This window comes from Dokdonella koreensis DS-123 (assembly GCF_001632775.1).
GTDB lineage: Bacteria > Pseudomonadota > Gammaproteobacteria > Xanthomonadales > Rhodanobacteraceae > Dokdonella > Dokdonella koreensis.
On record NZ_CP015249.1, the window covers coordinates 1805325 to 1824970 of the forward strand.

Annotated in this window: 16 protein-coding genes and 1 tRNA gene; 10 read left to right on the forward strand and 7 right to left on the reverse strand. The window is 71.3% G+C overall.

All coding sequences use genetic code 11. From position 1 onward, the window contains the following. Positions 1-15 precede the first annotated feature (15 nt). Together I596_RS07195 and I596_RS07200 are read left to right on the forward strand one after the other, a co-directional pair. Positions 16-420: a BlaI/MecI/CopY family transcriptional regulator gene (locus tag I596_RS07195; protein ID WP_223303930.1), complete on the forward strand. Its 405-nt coding sequence runs from the start codon at positions 16-18 to the stop codon at positions 418-420. Further along, positions 417-2687, forward strand: coding sequence for a M56 family metallopeptidase (locus tag I596_RS07200; RefSeq protein WP_067645892.1), 2271 nt, complete (start codon positions 417-419; stop codon positions 2685-2687). The genes I596_RS07195 and I596_RS07200 overlap by 4 nt, the downstream gene beginning before the upstream one ends. A 90-nt stretch (positions 2688-2777) precedes the next feature. Here I596_RS07200 and I596_RS07205 read toward each other — a convergent pair. Beyond that, positions 2778-2867, reverse strand: a tRNA-Ser gene (locus I596_RS07205). Positions 2868-2976: 109 nt separating this feature from the next. On the opposite strand from I596_RS07205, the gene I596_RS07210 reads away from it, so the two are divergent. From I596_RS07210 to I596_RS07225, 4 genes are all read left to right on the forward strand, one after another. Continuing rightward, the gene (locus I596_RS07210) at positions 2977-3369 is read left to right on the forward strand and encodes a DUF6165 family protein (RefSeq protein ID WP_067645894.1); all 393 of its coding nucleotides are present in this window, start codon (positions 2977-2979) and stop codon (positions 3367-3369) included. Positions 3370-3526: 157 nt separating this feature from the next. Next, positions 3527-3829, forward strand: a complete 303-nt coding sequence (locus I596_RS07215) for a hypothetical protein (protein WP_067645896.1) — start codon at positions 3527-3529, stop codon at positions 3827-3829. 185 nt (positions 3830-4014) lie between these two features. Next, entirely contained in the window at positions 4015-5133 is a 1119-nt protein-coding gene (locus I596_RS07220) for a pyridoxal-phosphate-dependent aminotransferase family protein (RefSeq protein WP_067645898.1), read from the forward strand. A 36-nt stretch (positions 5134-5169) separates the two neighbouring features. After that, a complete protein-coding gene (locus I596_RS07225; protein WP_067645900.1) occupies positions 5170-5781 on the forward strand; it encodes a glutathione S-transferase family protein in 612 nt (203 codons plus the stop codon). Between the two features lie 81 nt (positions 5782-5862). On the opposite strand, the gene I596_RS07230 is transcribed toward I596_RS07225, so the two are convergent. The 4 genes from I596_RS07230 to I596_RS07245 form a co-directional block, all read right to left on the reverse strand. Then, the gene (locus I596_RS07230; RefSeq protein ID WP_067645903.1) at positions 5863-7608 is read right to left on the reverse strand and encodes a bifunctional sulfate adenylyltransferase/adenylylsulfate kinase; all 1746 of its coding nucleotides are present in this window, start codon (positions 7606-7608) and stop codon (positions 5863-5865) included. A gap of 102 nt (positions 7609-7710) precedes the next feature. After that, a complete protein-coding gene (locus tag I596_RS07235; protein WP_083965439.1) occupies positions 7711-8433 on the reverse strand; it encodes a phosphoadenylyl-sulfate reductase in 723 nt (240 codons plus the stop codon). Further along, positions 8430-10136 carry an assimilatory sulfite reductase (NADPH) hemoprotein subunit gene (gene cysI / locus I596_RS07240; RefSeq protein ID WP_067645905.1) on the reverse strand — a complete coding sequence of 569 codons (1707 nt, stop codon included), beginning with the start codon at positions 10134-10136 and terminating at the stop codon, positions 8430-8432. The genes I596_RS07235 and cysI overlap by 4 nt, the downstream gene beginning before the upstream one ends. Then, positions 10136-11950 carry an assimilatory sulfite reductase (NADPH) flavoprotein subunit gene (locus I596_RS07245; protein ID WP_223303931.1) on the reverse strand — a complete coding sequence of 605 codons (1815 nt, stop codon included), beginning with the start codon at positions 11948-11950 and terminating at the stop codon, positions 10136-10138. Before I596_RS07245 ends, cysI begins: the two co-directional genes overlap by 1 nt. 251 nt (positions 11951-12201) lie before the next feature. On the opposite strand from I596_RS07245, the gene I596_RS07250 reads away from it, so the two are divergent. Both I596_RS07250 and folE2 read left to right on the forward strand, forming a co-directional pair. Beyond that, a complete protein-coding gene (locus tag I596_RS07250; RefSeq protein WP_067645906.1) occupies positions 12202-13389 on the forward strand; it encodes an OprO/OprP family phosphate-selective porin in 1188 nt (395 codons plus the stop codon). A 109-nt stretch (positions 13390-13498) separates the two neighbouring features. Continuing rightward, entirely contained in the window at positions 13499-14449 is a 951-nt protein-coding gene (gene folE2 / locus I596_RS07255; RefSeq protein ID WP_067645908.1) for a GTP cyclohydrolase FolE2, read from the forward strand. Positions 14450-14500: 51 nt separating this feature from the next. Here the strand turns inward: folE2 and serA are convergent, their stop codons facing one another. After that, positions 14501-15736, reverse strand: coding sequence for a phosphoglycerate dehydrogenase (gene serA, locus I596_RS07260; RefSeq protein ID WP_067645910.1), 1236 nt, complete (start codon positions 15734-15736; stop codon positions 14501-14503). A 182-nt stretch (positions 15737-15918) separates the two neighbouring features. On the opposite strand from serA, the gene I596_RS07265 reads away from it, so the two are divergent. Continuing rightward, the gene (locus I596_RS07265; protein WP_067651591.1) at positions 15919-17310 is read left to right on the forward strand and encodes an FAD-binding oxidoreductase; all 1392 of its coding nucleotides are present in this window, start codon (positions 15919-15921) and stop codon (positions 17308-17310) included. Positions 17311-17419: 109 nt separating this feature from the next. After that, positions 17420-17884, forward strand: coding sequence for a tRNA adenosine(34) deaminase TadA (tadA, locus tag I596_RS07270; RefSeq protein ID WP_067651596.1), 465 nt, complete (start codon positions 17420-17422; stop codon positions 17882-17884). Here the strand turns inward: tadA and I596_RS07275 are convergent. Next, positions 17869-19554: an electron transfer flavoprotein-ubiquinone oxidoreductase gene (locus I596_RS07275; protein WP_067645912.1), complete on the reverse strand. Its 1686-nt coding sequence runs from the start codon at positions 19552-19554 to the stop codon at positions 17869-17871. The genes tadA and I596_RS07275 overlap by 16 nt on opposite strands. Positions 19555-19646: the final 92 nt, after the last annotated feature.

Below are 19646 nucleotides of genomic sequence, written 5' to 3' on the forward strand. Positions count from 1 at the left end.
GCGTAGAACGGAGTCATGAACCGCATGTCCGAGGACATCGCACTGAGCGAGCTGCAGCTGGATGTCATGCGCGTACTCTGGCGCGGCGAGGCGACCGTGGCCGACGTCGTGGCAGCCCTGGCGGCCTCGCGTGGCCTGGCGCACACCACCGTCGCCACCTTGCTGACGCGGCTCGAGAAGCGCGGCGCCGTGGCGTTCCGCCGCGAAGGCCGCCAGTTGCTCTACCACGCCCGTGTCAGCGAATCGCAGGTACGCCGCTCGATGGTCAGCGGCCTGATCCAGAGCCTGTTCCGCGGTGACTCCCAGGCGCTGCTCGCGCATCTGGTCAGCGAGAACGACGTCGCCCCCGGTGACCTGGAGCGGGTGCGCGCGCTGCTCGAAGCCGATGCCGGCGCACCGAAGGGAAGGAGGCGGACATGATCGCCCTCATCGAATGGTCCGCGTCCGCCCTGGCGACGCTGGCCGTCCACGCGACCGTGTTGCTCGCGATCGCCTGGCTGGCGGAGCGGTTGCGTCTGCTGCGCAGCACGCAGGCGCTGGAGCTGGCCTGGCGCTTCGCCTTGTTTGGCGCGCTGCTGTCGAGCACGGTGTCGCTGCTGCCGTCCGCGCTGCCGGTTACCGGCCCGCAGCGACCGGAGTCGGCCGACGCGCGTCCGCGCCTCGCGACCGTAGCGCCACCGCCGGCGGCGGATGCCCGGCGGCCCGCCGGCACCGGCGCGGCGACCCGGCCGGTCGCGCCGCAGTCCGCCGAGGTGGCCGCGCCTAAGACACCGCCGGCGCTGGTGCTTCCTCCGGCCGTCGCCCAGGGCGCGGTCGCGCTGTGGCTGGCCGGGCTCGCGGTCGCGATGGCGGTGTTCGTGCGTCGCAGCCGCAGCCTGCTGTACCTGTGGCGGCGCGGTCTGGGCCAGGGCGAGTCCGCATCGGCAGCGCTGCATGACCAGACCGCCCGGCTGGCCGGGCAGATGCGCCTGCGCACGCCGGCCGTGCGCGTGCTGGCCGACATCGCCAGCCCGATGATGCTGCCGCGCGCGGTGCTGCTGCTGCCGCGCTGGAGCGGCGACCTGGCCGCCGGACAGCAGCGCGCGTTGCTGGCCCACGAGCTGGCCCACCAGCAGCGCTGCGATCCGTACTGGCGTATCGCCCAGCATGCGGCGCTGCTGCCGCTGTTCTTTCATCCGCTCGCCTGGCATGCGCGGCGGCGGCTGGAATCGCTGGCCGAGGATGCCTGCGATGCCACCGCTGCCGCGCTGCTGGGCAGCGGCAGGCCATTGGCCGAATGCCTTGCCACCTGTCTGTCCCATGCCCGCGGCGGCCCGCGGGTCCCCGCCTTCGCCGCCGCGATGGCCCACGATGCCAGTCCGGTCGTGCGCCGCGTCCACCGCCTGCTCGAGGAATCCACCATGTCCACCTCTCCTTCATCCGCGCTGCTGCGTCGTGGCGCGTTCGTCTGCGGCCTGTTCGTGCTGGTCGCGCTGCCCGGCGTCGCCGTGACCACCCTTGCCGTCGGCGGCACCAGCCAGAGCGTCGAGATACGCAGCTCGAACGGCAAGGAATCCGTCCGCTTCAGCGATCGCCGCAGCGGCTACGCGCTCGACGTCGATCAGAAGGGGAAGATCGAGTTCAACGCCGACGAGAGCGATGTCGCCGGGCTGGCAGACGGCGCCTACCTGGACATCAGCGAGACCACGTCCGGCGTGACGCGCGAGATCCGCTTCAAGGGTACTGCGAGCGGCGTCGACCGGCGCTACCGCGTCGACGGTACCGAGTGTGCGCTCGACGCCGAAGGCCGCGCCTGGATCGCCGCCTTGGTGCCGCGCATGTTGCGCGAGACCGGCGTCCAGGCCGAGGCGCGCAGCCGGCGTCTGCTGGCGCGTGGTGGTGCGGCTGCGCTGCTGGCCGAGATCGACCTGATCCAGGCCGATCATGCGCGGGCCGGCTACCTGCGCGTGCTGTTCGCCGATGCCCCGTTGTCGCCCGAGCAGCAGGCGCGTGCGCTGGCCCTGGTCGAGGCGATCGATTCGGCGTTCGAGAAGCGCAACGTCCTGCAGGCCGCGCTCGGCCAGCCGTCGCTGTCGCCGGCCTTGCAGGTGCTGCTGTTGAAGGCGGCCGCCGGTATCGATTCGGACTTCGAGCGTGCCGAACTGCTGGTCTCGGTGGCTGGGCGCATGCCGGTGCAGGGCGAGGTGCTGGATGCGTGGAGCACGGCATTGAACGGCATCGGTTCGGATTTCGAGCGCCGCCGCGTCATCGAGGCGCTGCTGAAGCAGGCTGCGGTCACGCCGGATGTCCTGGTCCGCGCGCTCGACGGCGCCGACAGCATCGGCAGCGATTTCGAGAAGCGCTCGGTGCTCGAAGCGGTGGCCGCCCGCCGCGGCGATTCGCCGGAGGTGCGCGCTGCCTACCTGCGCCTGGCGGCCGGTATCGGCTCGGACTTCGAGCGCCGCCAGGCCCTGGTCGCGCTGCTCGACGGCCCGGCGGTCGATGCCGCCACGGCACAGAACGTGCTCGCCGCGGTGGCGACGATGGGCTCGGATTTCGAAGCCCGCGAAGTGCTGGTCAGGCTCGCCCGCGTGATGCCGGAGGACGCCGGGTTGATCGAGCGCTACCGCGGCGTGGCGCGCGGTCTCGGTGACTTCGAGCGTGGCCAGGCGGAGAAGGCGCTGGACCGGTTCGCCGTCGTCAACTGACGCGATCGCGCGCCGGTTCCGCGCCGGCCGGCCCGGGAGGCGGTCCCGGCAACGAAAAAGGCCCTGACGAAGCAGGGCCTTTTTTTCGTGTGGCGGAGAGGGTGGGATTCGAACCCACGGTACGCTTGCACGTACGCCTGATTTCGAGTCAGGTACATTCGACCACTCTGCCACCTCTCCAGAAGCGGTGCCCGGATGGTCACGGGAAGGGCGCGGATGATACGGGTCGGGGCCTCCGGTGACAACCCGGTCCGGTAAACTGGCCGCTCTCCGTTTTCGGCGCCTTCCGATGAGCCAGATTGCCACCCCCGTTTCCTATGGCGAACTGATCGACAAGATCACCATCCTCGAGATCAAGTCCGAGCGCATGACCGACCCGGCCAAGCTGGCCAACGTCGGCAACGAGCTCGGTGCCTTGACCCGCACCTGGGCGGCCGACCCGGTCTCGACGGTCGACATCGCGGACCTGCGGACCGGCCTCAAGGCGGTCAACGAGGCGCTCTGGGACATCGAGGACCGCATCCGCCTGAAGGAAAAGGCCAAGGCCTTCGACGCCGAGTTCATCGAGCTGGCGCGTTCGGTCTACATCCGCAACGACGAGCGCGCCGCGCTCAAGCGCGAGATCAACCTTCGGCTCGGCTCGACGCTGATCGAGGAAAAGTCCTACCAGGACTATCGCTGACACGCGGCGCGACGGGAGATTCCGTGCCCGGTATCGCCTGCAGCCCCGCATCGAACGCAACGGCAATGATGGAAACGACCGGCCGCGCGTCCGGGACGATCGCCGTTCCGCCGGGCTCCCGCACCGCTGGCGAGCCGGATCGGCCGGTGCCGCCGCGATGACGATTCGCGCGTACCTGCTGAGGAGCGGCCGCCGGTATCGCCTCGCGTTCTTCGTGTTCTGGGCGATGGCGGCGGTCCCCGGGTTCTTCAGGCTCGGTCCGCCGTACAGCTACGGCTGGGGCCTCGGAATCGCCGGAGTGGCGGTTACCCTGCTGGCGGCCTATCGATCGATCCGCTGTCCTCGCTGCGGCGGCAGTGCATGGATGGCCGGCATGCGGATGGCGCCTCTGTGGAAGACGGGGCCGGGCCACGCCTGTCCCCGCTGCGAGGTCAGCTATGAGGCGCCGTTGACGCCGTAGCGGGCGTCCTCCGTTTCAGCGGCGAGCGCGGCTCACCGCGCCGCGGCTGCGGGATCCACCGGGCGGCGCGCGCGCAGGCCGGACGCGGAGAAGGCTTGCCGCGATCGCGCCCACGGACCGTCGTGCGGACACCGGACGCGGCGACGATACAATCACGGTTCCGCTGCTTCCGAAGGCTGCCGCCGATGCAAAGCTTCCTGCCTCCCGATCGCCTGCTGCTGGGGCCGGGGCCGTCCCCGGTTCCGGCACGCGTGCTGGCCGCACTGGCGCGGCCGACGATCGGCCATCTCGACCCGCGCTTCATTGCGATGATGGACGAGGTCAAGGAACTGCTGCGGCTGGCGTTCCGCACCGGCCACGCGCTGACGCTGCCGGTCTCGGCGCCCGGCTCGGCCGGCATGGAGACGGCCTTCGTCAACCTGGTCGAGCCGGGCGACACGGTGATCGTCTGCCGCAACGGCGTGTTCGGCGGGCGCATGCGCGAGAACGTCGTGCGGATCGGCGCGAATGCGGTGATGGTGGACGATCCGTTCGGCCAGCCGGTCGATCCGGACAAGGTGCAGGCGGCGCTGCGCGCCAATCCCGGCGCCAAGGCGCTGGCGTTCGTCCATGCGGAGACCTCGACCGGCGTCGCATCGGACGCGGCCACGTTGTGCCGGCTGGCACGCGAGCACGGCGCGCTCAGCATCGTCGATGCGGTGACCAGCCTCGGCGGCAGTCCGCTGGAGGTGGATGGCTGGGGCATCGACGCGGTCTACTCGGGTTCGCAGAAATGCCTGTCCGCGCCGCCGGGCCTGTCGCCGGTCAGCTTCAGCGAGGCGGCGGTGGCGGCGATCAAGGCGCGCCGCACGCCGGTGCAGAGCTGGTTCCTCGATCTCACCCTGGTGATGGGCTACTGGCAGGGCGAAGGCGCGCGCGCCTACCACCACACCGCGCCGATCAACATGCTCTACGCGCTGCACGAGGCGCTGCTGGCACTGCGCGAGGAAGGCCTGGAAGCGGCCTGGGCGCGCCACCGCGCCCATCATCTGCGCCTGCGCGATGGCCTGGAGGCGCTCGGCCTGTCGTTGCCGGTGGCTCCCGCGGTGCGATTGCCGCAGCTCAATGCGGTCGCCGTGCCGGCCGGTGTCGACGAGGCGGCAGTGCGCCGCACGCTGCTCGACCGGCACGGCATCGAGATCGGCGCAGGCCTCGGCGAGCTGGCCGGCAAGATCTGGCGCATCGGCCTGATGGGGCACGGCAGCACGCCGGAGAACGTCGACCGCGTGGTCGCGGCGTTCGGCGAGGTGCTTGCGCGCGGCTGATCACCACGCGTCACGACGACATCGAAGGAGACCGACATGAAGCTCTACTACGCCCCGGGCACCTGCGCCCTGGCTTGCTGGATCGCGCTGGAATGGGCCGGTGCGGATTACACGGTCGAGAAGGTCGATCCGAAATCGGAGGCCTACCGGCGCATCAATCCGCTCGGCATGGTGCCCGCGCTCGACATCGGCGGGCCGCGTGCGATGACGCAGGCCGACGCGATCCTGCAGTACGTCGCCGAGAAGTACCCGCACCGGCACCTCGGTGTCGACGGCGATCCGGAACAGCGCTTCGCCTTCGTCGAGACGATGGCGTTCCTGACCGGCGACTTCCACCCGGCGTTCTGGCCGTTCTTTTCGCCGCAGCGCTACACCACCCGCGAAGACGAGGCGGCGCTGAAGGAGGTGCGCGAGGCCTCCCACGCGCGCATCGATCGCGTCCTGACGCACCTGGACGGCCTGATCGGCGGCGCCGAACACGTCTACCAGGACCGGCGCACCGTGGCCGATCCCTATGCCTTCGTCATGGTGCGCTGGTCCGAACGGCTGCCCAAGACCTGGCGCGACTACGCCAACGTGGCTCGCTTCATGACGGCGATGCAGGCCGACCCGGCGGTCGAGCGGGTGCTGGCGCAGTCGAGGGCCTAGCGCGCTCGCCCGGCGCCGGGCGAGCGGCAGCGCGAGGCACCCGTCTGCCCGGACGCCTCGCCAGGCCGGTGCGCGAGCCGCTCAGCCGGCCAGGCCGCGTTCGGCGAGGAAGGCCAGTACCGCATCGGCCAGCGCATGGGGCGTGGTGCCGGCGGTGTCCAGGCGCAGCTCCGGTGCGGCGGGTGCCTCGTACGGATCGCTGACGCCGGTGAACTGCGGTATACGGCCGGCGCGCGCCTGCGCATACAGGCCCTTGCGATCGCGCGCCTCGCACACCTCGATCGGCGTGGCGACGTGGACCTCGACGAAACTGCCGTGCTGTTCCACCAGCCGGCGTACCTCGCCGCGGTCGTCGGCATAGGGTGCGATCGGTGCGCAGATGGCGATGCCGCCATGGCGCGTCACCTCGGCCGCCACCCAGCCGATCCGGCGCACGTTGGCGGAACGGTCCTCGCGGCTGAAGCCGAGGCCGCGCGAGAGGTGCTTGCGCACGTCGTCACCGTCCAGCAGCGTGATCTGGCGTGCCGAGCTTTCCAGCAGTCGCGCGATCACGGCCTCGGCGAGGGTGGACTTGCCGGCGCCGGAAAGGCCGGTGAAGAACAGCGTGAAGCCGCGCCGGGCACCGGCCGGGTGCCGCTCGCGCAGGATCGTCGCGATCTCCGGATAGGTGAACCAGGCCGGGATCTCCTCGCCAGTCTGCAGGCGGCGCCGCAGCTCGGTGCCGGAGAGATCCTCGACCCGGTCGTCGCTGCCGACGTCGGTGGCCGGCAGGTAGCTGTCGCGATTGGCGGCGTAGACCATCGCCGGGAACGGCACGATGCGGATGCCGAGCTCGTCCTGGTGGCGTGCCAGCAGCTCCTGCGCGGCGAACGGCTCGTAGAACGGCACGCCGGCGGCGTCCCGGCCCGGGCCGGCATGGTCGCGGCCGACGATGAAGTGCGTGGCGCCGTAGTTCTTGCGGATGATCGCGTGCCACAACGCCTCGCGCGGGCCGGCCATCCGCATCGCCAGCGGCAGCAGGGACAGCTTGGCGTGGTTCTTCGGGTAGTGCGCCAGCAGCGCCTGGTAGCAGCGCACGCGTGTGAAGTGGTCGACGTCGCCGGGCTTGGTGCGGCCGACGACCGGCTGGATCAGCAGCCGCGCGCCGGTCTGCTCGGCGGCGCGCAGGGTCAGTTCGCGATGCGCACGGTGCATCGGGTTGCGTGTCTGGAAGGCCACGGTCTCGCGCCAGCCCTGCCGGGCCAGCCACTCGCGCAGCTCGCGCGGCGATTCGCGCAAGGCGCGGAAGTCGAAGTGGGCCGGTGGCTGGATACCCTGCAAACGCCCGCCGAGGTAGACCGGGTGCGTGCGGTCGAGCAGGTCGGCGACGCCCGGGTGGCTGCGGTCGAGCGTGCCGAAGACCGCACGCGCCTCGGTTTCGCGGTCGGGCCGGTACAGGCTCTGGAGCGTGAGCACGGCCAGCGGCACGCCCTGGTTGTCGCGCAGCGCGATCTCGTCGCCGAGGCCGAGCGTCGCGGCGAAGGCCTCGGTGACGCCGAGCGTGATCGGGATCGGCCACAGCGTGCCGTCGGCGAGGCGCAGGTCGCTCAGCACGTGCTCGTAGTCCTCGCGGCCGAGAAAGCCTTCCAGCGGCGAGAACGCGCCGTTGAGCAGCAGCTCCAGGTCGCAGAGCTGGCGCGCGTCGAGGTCCCAGCCCGGCAGCGCGGCGCTGCGCTTGCGTAGCGCCGCGGCCGCGTCGCCGGCCAAGTAGAGGTCTTTCAGTTCGCCGCCGTGCGGCAGCGGCGTGGGGTCGTCGATGAAGTCGATCGCTTCGGCAGGACGGGACATGGCAGGTGCTCTCGGGGTCTTTTTTCTTGGGATGGGCACCACCGGCTGCAGCCAGCGGGTGGTGGTGGAAGCAACGGCACCGCGGCGCCGGGCGCCCTGCGGTCAGGTGTCGTAGTGCAGCCCGCACTCGCGGCCGAGGCCGAAGAAGCGCGTGTCCTCGGGCGCCATGCCGTCGGCCAGCGCGTGCGTGGTGTGGATGTCGCCGATCGAGACGTAGCCGCGCTCCCACAGCGGGTGGTACGGCAGGTCGTGCTGGCGCAGGTAGGTCCAGACGTCGCGGTCGCTCCAGTCGACCAGCGGATGTACCTTCCAGCGGCCCTCGCGCAGCTCGAGCACCTGCGCCTCGGCGCGGGTACGGGCCTGGCTGCGCCGGAGGCCGGCGATCCAGCTGCGGGCGCCGAGTTCGTCCAGCGCCCGCCGCATCGGCTCGACCTTGCGCATGCGGTTGTAGCGGCGCAGCCCGTCGACGCCGTCTTCCCAGAGGCGGCCATGGCGGGCCTCCATCCAGGCGATGCCGATCTGCGGGCGATAGACGCGCAGGTTGAGGCCCAGGCGCTCGGTCAGCGCGTCGGCGAAGCGATAGGTCTCCGGGAACAGGTAGCCGGTATCGACCAGGATCACCGGCACGTCCGGACGCTGCTGCGTGACCAGGTGCAGCAGGACGGCCGATTGCGCACCGAAGCTCGACGACATCACGTGCTCGCCCGGCAGGGTGGACAACGCCCAGGCGAGGCGCGCCTTGGCGTCGAGGCGTTCGAGCCAGGCGTTCATCCGCGCGCGTGCGCGATCGTCCTCGGCGACGCTGACCAGGTCGGGCAGGCTCACTGCGGGGGCTCCAGGGGCAGGGAAGGCGGGGCGGGCACGGCGACGATGCCGCTGCGGACCAGGAAGTCGCCGAAACCCTCGCCGGGATGGCGCTGGTCGGCGTAGCGGGCGAACAGCCCGTCCAGTTCGGCCAGGATCTGCGGCTCGTCGATGTTCTCGCGATGCAGCCGGTTCAGGCGTTGGCCGCGGGCGTCGGCGCCGAGCATCAGGTTGTAGCGGCCGGGCGCCTTGCCGACCAGGCCGATCTCGCCGAGGTAGGGGCGCGAGCAGCCGTTCGGGCAGCCGGAAATGCGCAGTCCGATCGGCGCATCGGCCAACGCATGGGCGGCCAGCCGTTCTTCGATCCGCGCCAGCAGCGGCGACAGGTAGCGTTCCGCCTCGGCCATCGCCAGCGCGCAGGTCGGCAGGGCGACGCAGGCGAGCGCGTTGCGGCGCACCGGCGTGGCACGGCGATGGTCGTCGAGCCCGTGCTCGGCCACGAGCCGGTCGATCGCGGCACGCGCCGCCGGCGCGACGCCGGCAATGACCAGGTTCTGGTTGCCGGTCAGGCGGAAGTCGCCGGTGTGGATGCGGGCGATCGCGCGCAGGCCGGCGAGGTGGCGGCGCTCGCCGCGGTCGGCGACACGGCCCGATTCGATGCGAAGGCCCAGGTGCCAGGCGCCGTCGTGGCCCTCGACCCAGCCGTAGCGATCGCCGCTGTGCTCGAACGCATAGGGCCGCGCCGCCGGCAGCGGCTCGCCCAGGCGGCGCTCGACCTCGGCCTTGAACGCGGGCAGCCCGAGCCGGTCGATCGTGTACTTGAGCCGCGAGAGCTTGCGGTCGCTGCGGTTGCCGAGGTCGCGCTGCGCGGTCACGACCGCCTCGGCGACGGCCAGCAGCCGCTCGGGCGGCACGAAGCCGATGACCTCGGCCAGCCGCGGGTAGGTGCGTGCATCGCCGTGGGCCGCGCCAAGGCCGCCACCGACCGCGACATTGAAGCCCTGCAGCACGCCCGCGTCGATGATCGCGATGAAGCCGAGGTCGTTGGCGAACAGGTCCACGTCGTTGAACGGCGGGATCGCCAGCGCGGTCTTGAACTTGCGCGGCAGGTAGACCGGCCCGTAGATCGGCTCGTCCTCCTCGCCGCTGCCGGCGACCTTCTGCTCGTCGAGCCAGATCTCGTAGTAGGCGCGGGTCTGCGGCTTGAGGTGCTCGGACAGCCGGCGCGCCCAGTCGTAGACCGCGGCGTGCGCCTGCGACTGGACCGGATTGGCCGAGACCATCACGTTGCGGTTGACGTCGCCGCAGGCGGCGATCGAGTCGACCAGGCTGCGGTTGATCGCCTGGATCGTCGCCTTGAGGTCGCGCTTGATGACGCCGTGGAACTGGAACGCCTGACGCGTGGTGAGGCGCAGCGTGCCGTTGGCGTAGGTGGTCGCGATCGCGTCCAGCGCCAGCCATTGCTGCGGCGTGACCACGCCGCCGGGCGTGCGCGTGCGGATCATGAAGCTGTAGGCCGGCTCCAGCTTCTGCGCGCGGCGCTCCTCGCGCAGGTCGCGGTCGTCCTGCTGGTAGCTGCCGTGGAACTTGATCAGCTGGGTATCGTCGGCGCGGATCGCGCCGGTCAGCGCGTCGTCCAGGCTTTCGGCCAGCGAGCCGCGCAGGCGCCGGCTGGCGGCCTTGATGGTCTCGACCGGGGACGGCGGATCGGTGAGGGTGGCCATCAGTAGACGTCCCGGCTGTAGCGGCGCTGGGCGGCGAGGGTGTGGAGCCATTCGGCGGCCGATTCGCGCCCGTGCCCGCCGTGCGTGATCGCGATCTCGACGAGCGCCGCCTCGACGTCACGCGCCATCCGCGCGGCATCGCCGCAGACGTACAGGTGCCCGCCGTTCTCGATCCAGTCGTACAGGTCGCGGCCGCGCCGCCGCAGGGCGTGCTGCACGTAGACCTTCTCCGGCTGGTCGCGCGAGAACGCCAGGTCGATCCGGTGCAGGCGGCCGTCGCGGTGCGCCTGCTGCCACTCGGCCTGGTAGAGGAACTCCGAACGGAAGTGCGGATTGCCGAAGAACAGCCAGTTGCGGCCGGTGGCGCCGGTCTCGATGCGTTCCTGCAGGAAGGCGCGGAACGGCGCGACGCCGGTACCCGGACCGATCATCACGATGTCGCGGGCCGGGTCGGCCGGCAGGCGGAAGCGGTCGTTGGCCTCGACGAAGACCGGCACCGTGCCGGCTTCACCGCGATCGGCCAGGAAGCGCGACGCGCTGCCGACGTGCGGCGTACCGAAGGCCTCGTAGCCGACTACCGCGACGGTCAGGTGCACTTCCTCGCCGACGGCGGCGCGGCTGGAGGCGATCGAGTACAGGCGCGGCGCCAGGGGCCGCAGCGCGGCGACGAGATCGCCCGCATCCCAGCGCGCGGGGAATGCGCGCAGCAGGTCCACCACCTGGTGACTTTCGAGCAGGGCGCGCAGCCGGTCGGCACCGTCGGGCGCGAGCGCCGCATCGAGGGCGGCATGGCCGGCCCGCCCGGCATGCGCGGTCACGAACGGTCGCGTGAGCCGGGTCAGCTCGCGCCGTCCGGACAGCCAGCCGGCGAGCGGCAGCGTCTCGCCGGCCAGCGTCACCGGCTGCTCGCGATCCGCGCCGAGGGCGTCGATCACCGCGTCCACCAGCGCCGCCGGCTGGGTCGGCCAGACGCCGAGCGCATCGCCCGGCTGGTAGTCGAGCCCGGACCCTTCGAGCGAGAGCTCGATGTGGCGGATGTCCTTGGCGCTGTCGCGCCCGACGATGCGCTGGTTGGCGAGCAGCGGCGCCGCGAACGGACGCTCGCGCGTCACGCTCGACGGCGCGGGCGAGGCCGCGCCGCCGCGCAGCGGCGTCACGGTGGCCAAGGCCGGTGCCGGCTTGAGGGCCTCGCGTGCACGCGCCAGCGCCTGTTCGTTCCACGGCCCGGCGACCGATTCGACATCCACGTCGGCTTCGCCGCGCGCCAGCAGCCGCTCGGCGCCCAGCGCCGCGAGGCGCTCGTCGATCAGGGTTCCGATCGCGCAGAACCGGGGATAGCTGGAGTCGCCGAGGCCGAGGACCGCGTAGCGCAGCTGCGGCAGGCGCGGCGCGCGGCGGCCGTTCAGGTGCTCGATGAACGCGCGCGCATCATCGGGCGGGTCGCCGTCGCCCTGGGTGCTGACCACGACGTAGAGCAGGCGCTCGGCGGACAGTTCGCGCAGCGGATAGGCGTCGGCGCGCAGCAGCCGCACCGGCAGGCCGGCGTCCTCGATCCGGCGAGCCAGCGCTTCGGCCTGGCGCTTGGCGTTGCCGGTCTGCGAGCCGAACACGATGGTCGCCGGCGCGCCGTCGGCCGCCTCGGCCGGGGCCGGCTGGCCGCTGCCGGGTTCGCGTATCGTCTGTGCGGCCAGGCCGGCGAAGTAGCCGGCGGTCCAGTGCAGCGCGTCGCGGTCCAGTCCCTCGGTCAGCCGCGACAGCAGCGCCAGCTTCTCCTGGGGCAGGGCGGGCGGCAGGCGGGCGGGAAGGGCGGACACCGGTAGCTCCATCGAATGGACGTCCATACGTCCGAATGACGAGGATGCTAGGGGTTCGCGGGCGGGTGCGGAACGAACGGCTGGTTATGGGGACATGCCGGGGGTGCATTGCCGATCGCCATATCGGCCCGGGCGCGGCAGGATGCCGCCCCACGGTGCGTCGCGCGGTGATTGGGATATTCGCAGCGTTCATTTCCGGGCGACGCCGGGCGCTCGCGATAGTGTGGACTCGACATTCATCGGGGATCGGCATGTTCAAGCTTTCAACGGGTCTTCTGGGGCTGGCCGCGGCGCTGGCCGGCAATGCGCTGGCCTACGACATCGAGGACTGGCCCACGCACGTGGTCTTCGCGGACGGCACCGACCTCGGCCTGAGCGGGCAGTACCAGTACGACACCAACCGCTTCTCCAACGACGTGCTGCCCGACGGCAGCCGCCGGTTCGAGGACGACACCGCCAACCGCCGCAAGGAGCTCGGTTTCTTCGTGCGCAAGAAGGGCGTCTACGACGCCGGGGCGATCTACGACTTCTGGAACAAGCAGTGGCTGGACACCTACGTCCGCGTCCAGTCCAAGGCCCTGTTCGGCGCCGACTACGGCGCGTTCCGCATCGGCTACACCAAGACGCCGGTCGGCTTCGAGGGCGTCACCAGCTCGCGCGCGACCAGCTTCCTGGAGACGGCGCTGCCGATCCAGGCGTTCTACGAGAATCGCCGCACCGGCATCGACTGGGCCTTCGAGCGCCCGCGCTACCTGGTCAACCTCGGCTACTACTTCGGCCAGGACATCCAGGGCGACAACGACGGCACCACGCTGGGCGGTCGTGTCGCGCTGACGCCGTTCAAGGACGCCGGCCACGTGCTGCACCTCGGCCTGTCCGCCTCGCGCGAGTCGCCCGACGCGACCACCGACGGCCTCGGCCGGCGCAACCTGCCCGGTTTCCGGCCGCGCGCCCGCCCGGAGGCCGGCCTGACGCCGATCCGGCTGGTCGACGCCGGCAACCTGGCCGACGTCGACACGATCGACCGGGCCGGGCTGGAGGGACTGTGGATCGAGGGGCCGTGGTCGCTGCAAGGCGAGTACCTGACGGTGGATGTCGAGCGCAACGGGGCCCTGCCGGGCTTCAGCGGCGAGGGCTACTACGTGTTCGGCAGCTGGGTGGCCACCGGCGAATCGCGCCCCTACAGCGGCGGCAACAGCGGCAACATCAAGCCCAAGGGCCGCTGGGGCGCGCTGGAGCTGCTGTTGCGCTACAGCGCCGTCGACCTCAACGACGGCGCGATCCGTGGCGGCCGCCAGGACGACTGGACGCTCGGTGCCAACTGGTTCCTGACGACGCACTTCAAGCTGCAGGCCAACGTCGTCAAGGCATCCAGCCGGCGCCAGGGCCTGGGGCTGGACCCGGAGGTGTTCCAGCTGCGTGCGCAGATCTATTTCTGATGCGGTGACGGCCGGTTTCCGGCCGGTCACTTGACCTGCGCCGATTCGCGCCCAACATAGGCCCTTCGGCGGGCCGGCCCGCCGTCCGAATCCTGAACGAGCGCGTCCGATGACCGTCAACGAAAGCAGCGCCCTGCGCGCGATGCCCGATATCGCCACCGAACCCCAGGCGGCCACCGCCGGCGTGCTGGACTGGGTGGGCATGGACGACATCGCGGCGCCGGTGCGCCTGGCGACCGCCGATGGCGGCATCGTGCAGTCACCGGCGCGGGTGGCGGCGTTCGTCAACCTCAAGCGCCAGGACGCGCGCGGCATCCACATGTCGCGCCTGTACCTGCACGTGGACCGCCACCTGTCCTCCGAGCCGCTGACGCCGTGCTCGCTGCGCCGGCTGCTGCGCGACTTCCTCGACTCGCACGCGGACCTGTCCGACCGTGCCCAGGTCCGCATCCGCTTCGACCACATGGTCCGCCGCCCGGCGCTGCGCAGCGACAACAGCGGCTGGAAGTCCTACCCGATCACCGTGACGGCGACGATGGACGAGGGCCAGTTCGCGCTGGAGCTGGGCTGCGACATCGCCTACTCGAGCACCTGTCCGTGCTCGGCGGCGCTGGCGCGCCAGCTGATCCAGCAGCAGTTCGCCGCCGATTTCGCCGCGGACCAGCCGCTGGCCCGCGAGGCGGTGCTGGCCTGGCTGGGGCGCGAGCAGGGCATCGTGGCCACGCCGCACAGCCAGCGCAGCAGCGCGCAGGTGCGCGTGCGGTTGGCGCCGGGCTTCGATTTCCCGATCCTCGACATCATCGACCGCGTCGAGGACGCGCTGCAGACGCCGGTGCAGACCGCCGTCAAGCGCGAGGACGAGCAGGCCTTCGCCCTGCTCAACGGCCAGAACCTGATGTTCTGCGAGGATGCGGCGCGCCGCATCCGGCACGCGCTGGACGGCGACGAGCGGATCAGCGACTTCTGGGTCCGCGCCAGCCACTTCGAGAGCCTGCATCCGCACGATGCCGTCGCCGTGGCGACCAAGGGCGTGCGCAACGGCTACGGCCCGGACGCCTGAGGCGCCGGGGGAGGGCCGCGGGGCGCTCCCTGCCGATCGGCTAGCGCGTGGTCAGTACAGCACGCGCGTGCGCAGCGTGCCGGGGATCTGCGCCAGCGCCTCCTTGAGCGCGGCGGCCTGCGGCTCGGACGTGGACACGTCGATCACGACGTAGCCGATCGACGGGCTGGTCTGCAGGTACTGGCCGTCGATGTTGACGTTCTCGCGCGAGAACAGCTCGTTGATGCGCGACAGCATGCCCGGCGTGTTGCGGTGGATGTGCAGCAGCCGGCGGCTGTGCGGATGCTCGGGCAGGGTCACCTCGGGGAAGTTGACCGCCGACAGCGTCGAGCCGTTGTCGCTGTAGCGCACCAGCTTGGCGGCGACCTCGATGCCGATGTTGTCCTGCGCCTCCAGCGTGCTGCCGCCGACGTGCGGGGTCAGTATCACGTTGTCCATGCCGACCAGCGGCGAGACGAACGCGTCCTCGTTGCCCTTGGGCTCGACCGGGAACACGTCGATCGCGGCGCCGGCGATGTGCCCGGTGCGCAGCGCCGCGGCCAATGCGTCGATGTCGACGACGGTGCCGCGCGAGGCGTTGATCAGGCAGGCGCCGGGCCGCATCCGCGCCAGCTGCGCCGCACCGATCATCAGCCGCGTCTGCGGCGTCTCCGGGACGTGCAGCGTGACGACGTCGGCGCGTTCGAGCAGGTCGTCCAGGGCGGCGGCGGCCTGCGCGTTGCCGAGCGTGAGCTTGGACTCGACGTCGTGGAACAGCACGCGCATGCCGAGCCCCTCGGCGAGCAGGCCCACCTGGGTGCCGATGTGGCCGTAGCCGACGATACCGAGCACCTTGCCGCGCACCTCGTAGCTGCCGGCGGCGGACTTGGACCAGCCGCCGCGATGGCACTGGGCGTTCTTCTGCGGGATGCGCCGCATCAGCAGGATCGCCTCGGCCAGCACCAGCTCGGCGACGCTGCGGGTGTTGGAATAGGGCGCGTTGAAGACCGGAACGCCCAGGCCCTGCGCGGCGGCCAGGTCGACCTGGTTGGTGCCGATGCAGAAGCAGCCGACCGCGATCAGGCGCTTGGCGCTTTCCAGCGTGGCTGCATCGAGCTGGGTGCGCGAGCGGATGCCGACCAGGTGCGCATCGGCGATGCGCCGGCGCAGTTCCGCGTCCGGTAGCGACTTCTCGTGGAACTCGATCTGCGAGTAGCCGGCCGCCTTGAAGGTCTCCACCGCGCTCGCGCTGACGCCTTCGAGCAGCAGCACGCGGATGTCCTGCTTGGGAAACGAGGTCTTCTTCATGGCTCCGGTCGGCGGGTCGCGGGGATGACCGGGTCGGCAGGGCTCGGCCCGGGTGAGCCGGAACTATGCCATGAGCGGGCGGCCATCGCGGCACGCCGCCGGTGGACGGTTTGCCGCATCGCTGGCAGGCTAGCGGCCTGCACCCGCGGGTGCCGATCCTCCCCGTTCCGTCGCCGATGCCGATGCCTTCTTCCGCTCTCGCCGTCCTTGCCGGCAGCCTGCCGCAGCTCGCCCTGTCGACCGACCCGGGCGACCTGGAACACTACGGCCGCGACTGGACGCGCCGCTGGACGCCGGCGCCGCTGGCGATCGCACGGCCGGCGGACATCGGCGAGGTGCAGGCGATCGTCCGCTGGGCGCTGGCCGAGCGCGTGGCGCTGGTGCCGTCGGGCGGCCGTACCGGCCTTTCCGGCGGCGCGGTGGCCGCGCACGGCGAGCTGGTGGTCAGCTTCGAGCGGATGAACCGGGTGCTGGACTTCGATCCGGCCGACCGCACGCTGACCGTGCAGCCGGGGCTGCCGCTCGAGCGCCTGCAGCAGGCAGCCGCCGGGCACGGGCTGCTCTATCCGGTCGATTTCGCCGCGCGCGGCTCCTGCACGATCGGCGGCAACATCGCCACCAACGCCGGCGGCATCCGCGTGATCCGCTACGGCAACACGCGCGAGTGGATCGCCGGCGTCAAGGTGGTCACCGGTACCGGCGAGCTGCTGGATCTCAACCGCGGCCTGATCAAGAACTCCAGCGGCTACGACCTGCGTCACCTGATGATCGGCTCGGAAGGCACGCTGGGGCTGGTGGTGGAGGCGCGCGTGCGGCTGACCGACCCGCCGCCGGCGTCGAGCGTCATGCTGCTGGCCTTGCCGGCGATGGACGCGCTGATGCAGGTCTTCGACGTGTGTCGGCGCCGGCTGGCGCTCGGTGCGTTCGAGTTCTTCACCGACCGCGCGCTGCACCACGTCCTCGCCCACGGCGCGCAGCGGCCGTTCGAGGAGACCGCGCCGTTCTACGTCGTCGCCGAGTTCGACGCGGCCGACGAGGCGCAGCAGGCGGCGGCGCTGGCGGTGTTCGAGCAGTGCCTGGAGCACGGCTGGGTGACCGACGGCGCGATCAGCCAGAGCGCCGCGCAGGCGGCCGCGTTGTGGCGCCTGCGCGAGGGCATCACCGAGAGCCTGGCCGCGCACCGGCCCTACAAGAACGACATCGCGGTCCGGATCGGCGCGATTCCGGCTTTCATGCACCAGATGCAGGCGATCTTCGCGCGCGAGTACCCGGCTTTCGACGTGGTCTGGTTCGGCCACATCGGCGACGGCAACCTGCACATCAACGTGCTCAAGCCCGCGGACCTCGCCGATGCGGCGTTCATCGAGCAGTGCGAGCACGTCACGCGGCTGCTCAGCGAGACGCTCCAGGCCTGCGGCGGCAGCATCTCGGCCGAGCACGGCATCGGCCTGGTCAAGAAGAAGTACCTGGCCGGCACCCGCAGCCCGGCCGAGATCGAGGTCATGCGCGGGATCAAGCGCGTGCTCGATCCGGCCGGCCTGCTCAATCCCGGCAAGGTGTTCGACACGCCATGAATGCGCGCCCCTTCGCCGACGGCCGGCGGCGACTGCGGTGAGCGGTCCGGACCTTTCCGGCGCGCCAGCGCCGCCCGACGCGGCGCTCGACGCGCTCGACCGCCACTACATGCAGCAGGCGCTGGCCTGCGCGCGCGACGCGCAGCAGCGGTTGGGCGAGGTGCCGGTCGGTGCCGTGCTGGTGATCGGGGACGAGGTGATCGGCGAAGGCTGCAACCGCAGCATCACCGACCACGACCCCACCGCGCACGCCGAGATCGTCGCGCTGCGCGCCGCCGGTGCGCGGCTCGGCAACTACCGCCTGCCGGGCGCCACGCTGTACGTGACGCTGGAGCCGTGCGTGATGTGCTCGGGCGCGATCATCCACGCTCGTGTCGGGCGTGTCGTCTACGCGGCGACCGATCCGAAGACCGGCGCGGCGGGCAGCGTATTCGACACGCTGACCAGCGACCGCCACAACCACCGCGTGGCGGTACGCGGCGGCGTCTTGGCGGACGAGTCGGCGGCGCTGCTGCGGGCGTTCTTCGGCGCGCGCCGGCTGGCCGCCACCGGGTGCGGCTACATGCCCGAGTAGTTGGGCCCGCCGCCGCCCTGCGGGGCGACCCAGACGATGTTCTGCGTCGGGTCCTTGATGTCGCAGGTCTTGCAGTGGACGCAGTTCTGCGCGTTGATCTGCAGCCGCTCGCCGCCGCCGGCGGCGGGGACGAACTCGTAGACGGCGGCCGGGCAGTAGCGGGCCTCGGGGCCGGCGTAGGTCGCCAGGTTGATCGCCACCGGGACGGCGGGGTCCTTGAGCGTCAGATGGCTCGGCTGGTCTTCCTCGTGGTTGGTGCTGCTGAGGAACACCGAGCTGAGGCGGTCGAAGGTCAGCACGCCGTCGGGCTTGGGGTAGTCGATGCGCGCATGGCGGTCGGCCGGTTCCAGGCAGGCGTGGTCGGGCCGGTCCCGCCGCAGCGTCCACGGCGGCGTGCGGATGCCGAGCTTGGGCAGCAGCCATTGCTCGATGCCGTTCATCAGCGTGGCCAGCGCCAGTCCCTTCTTGAACCACTGCTTGAAGTTCTTCGAGGCCATCAGCTCGGCATGCAGCCAGCTGCGCTCGAAGGCGGCCGGATAGGCGGTCAGCACGTCCTGCGCGCGGCCGGCGGCGACCGCCTCGAACGCCGCTTCGGCGGCCAGCATGCCGGTCTTGATCGCCGCGTGGCTGCCCTTGATCCGGCTGGCGTTGAGATAACCGGCCTCGCAGCCGATCAGCGCGCCGCCCGGGAACACCGTCCTGGGCAGCGACACGATGCCGCCGGCGGTGATCGAGCGTGCGCCGTAGCCGATGCGCTTGCCGCCTTCCAGGTGGCTGCGGATCGCCGGATGCGTCTTGAACCGCTGGAATTCCTCGAACGGGCTCAGCCAGGGATTCTTGTAGTCCAGGCCGACGACGAAGCCGACGGCGACCTTGCCGTCCTCCATGTGGTACAGGAACGAGCCGCCGTAGGTATCGGCCCGCAGCGGCCAGCCGGCGGTATGGATGACCAGGCCCGGCTGCGCCTTGGCCGCATCGACCTGCCACAGCTCCTTGATGCCGATGCCGTAGCTCTGCGGGTCACGCCCCTCGTCCAGCTTGAAGCGCGCGATCAGTTCGCGGCCGAGCTGGCCGCGCGAGCCTTCGGCGAAGATCACGTACTTGGCGTTGAGCTCCATGCCGAGCTGGAACTGGTCGGTCGGCTCGCCGTCCTTGCCGAGCCCGAGGTTGCCGGTGGCGACGCCGCGGACGGCGCCGTCGCCGTCGTAGAGCACCTCGGCGGCGGCGAAGCCCGGGAAGATCTCCACGCCCGCGGCCTCGGCCTCGCGCGCCAGCCAGCGCACGACGTTGCCGAGGCTGACGATGTAGTTGCCGTGGTTGTCGAGGCTGTCGGGGATGAACGGCTTGGGCGTGGCGACAGCGCGCCGGCGGCCCAGGAACAGGATCCGGTCCTCGGTCACCGGCTGGTTCAGCGGCGCGCCGCGCGCCTTCCAGTCCGGGAACAGCTCGGTCAGCGCGCGCGGATCCATGATCGCGCCGGACAGGATGTGGGCGCCGGGTTCGGAGCCTTTCTCCAGTACGCAGACCGACAGCTCGCGCCCGGCCGCGGCGGCCAGTTGCTTGAGCCGGATCGCACAGGCCAGGCCGCCGGGGCCGGCACCGACCACGACGATGTCGTAGTCCATCGATTCGCGGGGGCCGTACTTCGCTAGCAGATCATCGTGGTTCATTGGCTCAAGTTCCGTCGGCGCGGCGCCGGGACGACTCTGGCTGCAAGGTGCGTCGGGCGCAGGCCATGGCTGGACCGACGGGTTCGACCGTG